Below are 4,947 nucleotides of genomic sequence, written 5' to 3' on the forward strand. Positions count from 1 at the left end.
CCCAGCCGCGAAAGAGTACATTATCGGCAATAATAACAGCTTTGGGCGACAATTTATCCATAATTTTATGCAAATAGTCAAGGTACTGTCCTTTAGCTGCATCGATAAAGACTAAATCAAACCTACCAGATAGTGTTGGCAACACTTTTCCAGCATCACCAGCAATAATTGTAATTTGGTCAATTTTCCCTGCTTGAGTTAAAAAACTTCTAGCAAGTTCGATCCTGGTTTCATCTTGTTCAATGGTAGTAATTTTACCGTTCGGTGGCATACTGGCGGCTAATAAGAGCGTAGAATAGCCAATGGCTGTCCCAATTTCCAAAACAGATATAGGTTTAGCGGCGGCAGTTACCGCCTGTAGCAATCGCCCGCCTTCCTGACTGATAATTGGGACATTGTGTGTGTGGGCATAGTCTTGCATTGTAATTAATATCTTCTGTAGTGTTTCCATAGATTAAATTTGCACCTGATTGATAGCATTCAAATGTTCTTCATAAGTCTTACTAAAGTGATGTTTGCCATGTTTGTCGGCAACAAAATATAAATAATCAGTATTTTCAGCATACAGCACGGCTTTTATGGCTGCAATGCCAGGATTAGCTATCGGACCTGGCGGTAGTCCCATGCTAAGGTAAGTATTATAAGGGGAGGCAATTTGGGTATCATGGATGGTAAGTTCCGGTTTTGGATAGCCCAAAATATACTGAATGGTAGCACAAGATTGCAAAGGCATATTTTGCCTTACTCTATTGGCAAATACACTGGCAATGATTGGTTGTTCCTCACTCAGTTTAGCTTCTTTTTCCACCAACGAAGCTAAAATAACTACCTCGCGAATCGAAAGCCCCAATTCGGCAGCCCTATGTCTGAGGTCAGGGGTTAGTTTGGTATCAAATTGTTTGACCATTAAAGTTAGTAACTCTTCTTCAGTAATTCCTTTAGCAATCCGGTATGTGTCAGGAAAAATAAAACCTTCAGCACTATATTTTGTATTGGGATTAGCCTGCATATACGAGTAAGGAGTAAAAGTTTTAGCCAAAGTTTTAAACTTTTCCGGATCTGCTATTTTTTTTTCGGCTAATAGTTCTGCGATCTGGTCAACGGTATACCCTTCAGGAATAGTAATTTGCTGATAGGCAGTTTGCCCTTGGGACATCATGGTAAGCATTTGATGTATTGGCATTACGGGGCTAATAGCGTATTCGCCTGCTTGCAGGGAGTTTTCTACACCTTGCAGTTTGGCTGCAAGCTGGAAGACGAAAGCACTTTTTATTAAGTTTCTATGTTGCAGTTCATCAGCAATGGCTTTTGTCGGAGTACCTGGTTTGATGGTAACAAGGACTGGCTCATCGGTAGTGCTAGCTGGCTGAGTAAGCATCCAACCATATATGGCACCAAAACAGAGAGGCAGTGCAACCAATAGGCTGACCAGAATGGTTTTGGACAGCGATTTTTTCAGCATGATCATTAACTATCCCCCGTTCCAGTAATCTGAGGCTATTATATTATAATATATAATTTCTATGTAGACAAATGGAGTTTTGAGAAAGCACTAGCCGCTCACGGTTTACGGCAACGGCTTGAGCCAGTGTATAAGCGTATAATAAAAAAGAAGCCTGTACGGCTTCTTTTTATTATACTACGAACTTATAACGAACGCTGGTGACATAAGAACGACTAAAGTTTCTGCCATTGTCTTAGTGGCTTGGGTACAAGTCAAGATTTGTCTTATTCTTCGTCTTCAAAAACTATTTCTTCATAAGCCTGGCGAACTGCTTCAAATTCTTCATCTGTAGGATCTACATAAATTTCTTCGCCATTTTCATCAATATCAATCCGGGCAATAAACACATCGGTTTCTTCATCACAACCACAACCACAGTCATCGCCGCCTTCGCAGCCTTCTTCTTCAACGTCGATCGGTACCAGTATTGCGAAACGTTTGTCACCAACAGGAATAATCATCTCTTCGCGATAATAATATTCGTTACCTTCTTCGTCAGTCATGACCACTACCGGCTCGTCGTCAAGCTCCAGAATATCATCTTTTTCATTATCAGTCATTTTTTTCACCTCATTTTACTCATACGCAATGTAATTGTATCTTAGAAAACATATCCTGTCAAGGAAACCTATGGTAGAGTTGGCATATTGCGGGGCAAACTGTCAAGGTAGCCTTGCAATATGAATACAGCAGCCATTTTGTCAATAACCTGCCGACGTTTGGCGCGGCTGACATCCGCTTTGATCAGTGACTTTTCTGCTGCAACGGTAGACAGACGCTCATCCCAAAAAACAATTTCGACATTTGAAATTGCTTGTGCCATGTCCTGCGCAAACTGTTTCACGAGTTCTCCCTGAGGGCCGATAGTACCGTTCATATTTTTCGGTAGTCCAATGACAACAAGTCCCACTTGGTATTGGGCAATCAGTTCTTTCAGCCTGGCAAAGTCGCGGGGTAGCGTTGTCCGCTTAATCACTTCCACCCCTTGCGCTGTTAGTTTGAGCTCGTCACAAACAGCCACACCAATGGTTTTGTCCCCAACGTCAAGTGCTAGTATACGCATTTATCCTCCTGAATATTAGTACAACAAAATTTTTTGTTAAATTATTTTTAAGCAAAATTCCGGACAATAGGCACCGCAATAGCCGCATAGCACACAACGGTCGGTATCAGTCTTAGCCTTGCCAGCTACAACGGTTAATGCCTTCATCGGGCAGTGTTGTGCACATTGGCCGCAACCGACACACCAATCCTCCACAAGCAATCTTCTAGGCGTTGTTATTACTTTATCCCAAAGCTTATGGTCAGGAGTTTGGCCGGAAAAAATGGCTATATTTAATAGCACTTCATCAATTGTCTGCATACCAACAGCAACAGAACTAATGTTTGGTTGAGCTAGAATCCAGGCAAATGCCTCAGCAGCCATAGCATTTAAATGTCCTCCACCTAATGCTTTCATCGAATAAATGCCTTTACCGCAGTCAGCCGCAAACTGTATGGCTGTAAGCATTTCTTCGGCAGTACCATCTGTAATGCCAATGCCTTTCATGTTAATGATAGGATGAATGATATCGATTTCTTCAATTAAAGCAGCGGCTCGTACAACATCAATAGTATGGGTTGATACACCTGTTGCGCGGATAATTCCTTGCCGTTTAGCATCACATAAACATTTCAGGGCTTCAGCATGACCTTTAAGTGTCATTCGTGACGATTGTTCGTGCAGCATAAATATATCAATATAATCGCGGCCAATTTCTTGGCAAGCCGTTTCAATGCTTGTTCGCATATCCTCATAGGTATAGGCATAAGACTTAGAAGCAATGATGATATCGTGTTTGATATCAGCAATGGCTTCCCGAATATAAGGATATGTACCATATAATTCAGCAGTATCAACAAAATTGACCCCTGCATCAAACGCTGTCCGCATAACGGTAGCACCCTCGGCAAGCGGCCGGTTTGACTGCAAGGGGCCAACAGTAAGTCCGCCAAAACATAGTTTTGACACTTTTAGACCGGTTTGGCCAAGTAATTGATAGTTCATTTTATTTGTCTTTTAGATAAGCTTGCACTAACTCTTCGATAATTTCATCACGATCTAACTTACGGATTAAACTGCGAGCATTATTGTGGCTGGTTATGTACGCCGGGTCACCTGAAAGCAAATACCCTACCAATTGATTTATTGGATTGTACCCTTTTTCCTTTAATGACTGGTAAACGGTAGTCAGAATTACTTCCGCAGCATTTGTTTCGTCATTATCTACTTTAAACATCATAGTTTCTTGGGATGTGTTGGTCATGAAGCCTCCTCCTCCCTTATATTATCGGCAAAGTATTGACATATATATTCTACTTTTCACTATATTTTTCCTGTTAGTTATTAAAATTTTTACAGGCAGGCTTTATGCCTGCCTGTAAACCGCCGTTTTGGTTATACCAATGTCGAAAACTGGCGTGAAGGCGTATCGTTATTTTATTTGCGATGTAATAATTTGTTCGGCAACTTGTAACGCTTCACCCATTTTTTCCGGTTGTTTGCCACCAGCTTGAGCCATATCAGGACGTCCGCCACCGCCGCCGCCAGCTACTTTGGCGGTTTCTTTAATAATATTGCCGGCATGGATACCTTTTTTTACACAGTCGGCGGTTGCCATAGCTATGAAATTCACTTTATCACCATTAACCGCTCCCAGCACAACGACACCGGATTGTAAGCGATCGCGCAGCATATCACCTATGGAACGTAGGTTTTCCATATCGGTAGCTGACACTTGGCCGATAATTACCTGCACACCTTTAATATCTTTAACGCTAGCTAACAGATGTTGGACTTCATTCTTCGCGAGTTTTGACTGAAGTGCCTGTACTTCTTTTTCTAATTCACGCACACGACCATTGAGGATATCTATACGGGTTACAATTTCTTCCGGTCTTGTTTTTAGCAGGGCTGCAGCTTCTTTGATAAGGGCTGCCTGATTTTTCAGGTATTCGTGGGCGCCGTACCCTGTCACAGCTTCAATCCGACGCAGCCCAGCACCAATACCTGCTTCGCTGACAATTTTAAATAATCCTATTTCGGCTGTAGTGTCAACATGGGTGCCGCCACATAGTTCTTTACTAAAGTTGTCTACCATAACAACCCGCACCCGTTCTCCATATTTTTCACCGAAGAGGGCAATGGCTCCCATTTCTTTGGCGATATCCTGCGTAGTTTCAATGATGCCAACACAGGTATTACTTAAAATGACATTGTTTACAATCTCCTCGACCTCAGCTAATTGTTCGGCGGTTACAGGTGCAAAATGAGTAAAGTCAAAACGCAGACGGCTATCATCCACAGAAGAACCAGCCTGGTTAACATGTCCGCCCAATACTTGTTTTAATGCCGCATGCAATAAGTGAGTGGCAGTATGATTACGGGCAATGTGCCGGCGTCT

At 42.3% G+C, this 4,947-nt stretch carries 7 protein-coding genes; all 7 read right to left on the reverse strand.

Going from position 1 to position 4,947, the window contains the following annotated elements:
- On the reverse strand, nt 1-451 hold a 451-nt coding region (locus tag AC29Z1_RS09845), incomplete at its 3' end, for an O-methyltransferase (RefSeq protein ID WP_488271288.1).
- 3 nt (nt 452-454) lie between these two features.
- A complete protein-coding gene (gene mltG / locus AC29Z1_RS09850; protein WP_488271289.1) occupies nt 455-1,468 on the reverse strand; it encodes an endolytic transglycosylase MltG in 1,014 nt (337 codons plus the stop codon).
- 260 nt (nt 1,469-1,728) lie between these two features.
- Nucleotides 1,729-2,064 (reverse strand): DUF1292 domain-containing protein, encoded by a 336-nt coding sequence (locus AC29Z1_RS09855; protein WP_488271290.1) that lies wholly within the window; start codon nt 2,062-2,064, stop codon nt 1,729-1,731.
- 68 nt (nt 2,065-2,132) lie between these two features.
- Nucleotides 2,133-2,567: a Holliday junction resolvase RuvX gene (gene ruvX / locus AC29Z1_RS09860; RefSeq protein ID WP_488271291.1), complete on the reverse strand. Its 435-nt coding sequence runs from the start codon at nt 2,565-2,567 to the stop codon at nt 2,133-2,135.
- Between the two features lie 36 nt (nt 2,568-2,603).
- Entirely contained in the window at nt 2,604-3,551 is a 948-nt protein-coding gene (locus tag AC29Z1_RS09865; protein ID WP_488271292.1) for an aldo/keto reductase, read from the reverse strand.
- A 1-nt stretch (nt 3,552) separates the two neighbouring features.
- Nucleotides 3,553-3,810, reverse strand: coding sequence for an IreB family regulatory phosphoprotein (locus tag AC29Z1_RS09870; RefSeq protein WP_488271293.1), 258 nt, complete (start codon nt 3,808-3,810; stop codon nt 3,553-3,555).
- Between the two features lie 168 nt (nt 3,811-3,978).
- Nucleotides 3,979-4,947 (reverse strand): DHHA1 domain-containing protein (locus AC29Z1_RS09875; protein WP_488271294.1); only part of this gene is annotated, 969 nt, incomplete at its 5' end.

This window comes from Sporomusa sp., from assembly GCF_057736855.1.

Bases quoted from the DNA above. Each gene is read 5' to 3' on its own strand.
- AC29Z1_RS09865 (WP_488271292.1), bottom strand. From the start codon at position 3,551: ATGAACTATCAATTACTTGGCCAAACCGGTCTAAAAGTGTCAAAACTA.
- mltG (WP_488271289.1), bottom strand. From the start codon at position 1,468: ATGATCATGCTGAAAAAATCGCTGTCCAAAACCATTCTGGTCAGCCTA.
- AC29Z1_RS09870 (WP_488271293.1), bottom strand. From the start codon at position 3,810: ATGACCAACACATCCCAAGAAACTATGATGTTTAAAGTAGATAATGAC.
- AC29Z1_RS09855 (WP_488271290.1), bottom strand. From the start codon at position 2,064: ATGACTGATAATGAAAAAGATGATATTCTGGAGCTTGACGACGAGCCG.
- ruvX (WP_488271291.1), bottom strand. From the start codon at position 2,567: ATGCGTATACTAGCACTTGACGTTGGGGACAAAACCATTGGTGTGGCT.